Source organism: Sphingomonas sp. 66-10 (genome assembly GCF_001897045.1).
GTDB classification, from domain to species: domain Bacteria; phylum Pseudomonadota; class Alphaproteobacteria; order Sphingomonadales; family Sphingomonadaceae; genus Sphingomonas; species Sphingomonas lycopersici.
Map to the genome: position 1 here is coordinate 5289 of NZ_MKRR01000018.1, position 1979 is coordinate 7267.

Genomic DNA, 1979 nt, shown 5'->3' on the forward strand with positions numbered 1-1979 from the left:
CGCCTCGATCGCCCGGCCGGGGAAAATCACCGCAAGCGCCGCGACATAGGCCGCGATCTGGCGCAGGTGGTAGGTGGGTGCCTCATCCACCGAACGCGGCACCTGCCGCCCGGTCTTGAAATCGACCACGCGCACCGTCGTGTCGGTGACGAGCAACCGGTCGACCGTCCCCGCCACCACCGTCCCGTCGGCGAGCACCGCGCTGATCGGCGCCTCCGCGAGCGCCTCCGCGCCGAACAGATCGGCATAAGCCGGATCGTCGATCACCCGCCGCGCCGCCTTGGCGATCGCGTGTCGCTCCGCGGCGTCGCCTACCTGCCCGACATCGGCGAGCCAGCGATCCGCGGCGCGTGCGCGGTCGGCAGCAGGAACCGATGGCAACCGCTCGAACAAGGCGTGGATCAGCCGCCCGCGTTCGGCCGCCGCACGCATCGCCGGGGTCGGCGGCGGATCGGCCACCTCATCCTCGCCGAGCGACGAGGGCGACAGCGGGCGCGCCGGGCGCGGCTCCTGCGGCGCCGGTTTGCGCACCCACTCGGGCAGTTCGACGAGTGCGGCGGCCGCCTCGCGCGCGGCGGCGCGGGGTTTGGCGGCGGTCGGCGGCGCGATGCCGGCGAACACCCGCGTCTCCCCCGCGATGCCGAGCGCGTCGAAGGTCCGCGCCGCGACGCCATACCAGCTCTCGGGCGGCGGTTTGCCCTGCCATTTGGCGCTAAGCGACCCGGCGATCACCAGCCGCTCCTCGGCGCGCGTCGCCGCGACGTAGAACAGCCGCCAATGCTCCTGCCGCTCGCGCAGATCGGCGGCGGTGACCTCGTCGTCGATCGGCCCGGCGCGCTCCTCCTTGCGCGGGCGGAACACGGGGAGCGGCCCGGCCAGTTCGCCCGGTTTCCACCGCAACGCCGAGCGCAACGCCGCATCGGGATCGGCGGTGGCATCGGCGAGGATCACTACCGGCGCCTGCAACCCCTTGGCCCCGTGTGCGGTCAGCACCCGCACCGCGTCGCGCGGTTGGGCGGCGTCGCGCACGATCTCCACCTCGCCGCGATCGAACCAGTCGAGGAAGCGCTGGAGCGAGGGCGTCGTCCCCGTCTCGAAATCGAGCGCGGCGGAGAGCAATTCCTCGATCGGATCGCGCGCTTCCTCGCCGAGCCGTTCGAGCAATTTGCGCCGCCCGTCGAGCGCCCCCGAGAGTATTTCTTCGAGGAACTGATAGGGCGTGGTGAAATCGGCGCGCGCCAGCATCGCGTCGAGCGGCGCGAGCAGCACACGATGCTGCGTCGCGAGATGCCGCCACAGGCTTCCCGAACGCGGCAGCGCGCGCGCCAGCAATTCCTCCTGCGTCCAGCCGATCAGCGGCGAGACGAGCAGGCTGGCGAGGCTGAGATCGTCGTCGGGCTGGAGCACGAAGCGGATCGCGGCGAGCAGATCCTGCACCGCGAGCGGCGCGTTGAGCCGCAACCGGTCGACCCCTGCGACCGGCACCCCCTCGGCATAAAGCCGGGCGACAAGCAATTGCGCCAGTTCGCCACGCCGCTTGACGAGGATCATCACATCCTCGGGGCGCAGCGCGCGTCCCTTGCTCTCGAGCATCAGCCCGTCGTCGAGCCACGCCCTGATCTGCTTCGCGATCCGCGCGGCATTTTCGCGCACCGCATCGTCGATCCATTCCTCCTCGCCGTCGTCGGCCTCGACCAGCCCCGCCGCGACCGGCGGCCACAGCTCGACCAGCCCCGGGCCGGGGACTTCGCTGGCATGTGGCGGCACCGCATCGACCATCCCGAGCGCCTCATGCCCGATCAGGTCGATCGCGGCGTCGACGAATTCCAGCACCGGGCGGGTCGAGCGAAACGAGGCGACCAGCGACAATTTCTCGAACGGCAGCCCGCGCTCGTCGTCGGGCATGTAATCGTCGCCGCGCACATCCTCTGCGCGATTGGCGAAATAGCTTTCCGCCGCCGCGAAGAAGATCGGATCGG

1 protein-coding gene is annotated in these 1979 nt (G+C 71.2%); it reads right to left on the reverse strand.

From position 1 onward, the window contains the following. Positions 1–1979: UvrD-helicase domain-containing protein (locus BGN95_RS02030; RefSeq protein ID WP_286771470.1), on the reverse strand; the 1979-nt coding region annotated here is incomplete at both ends.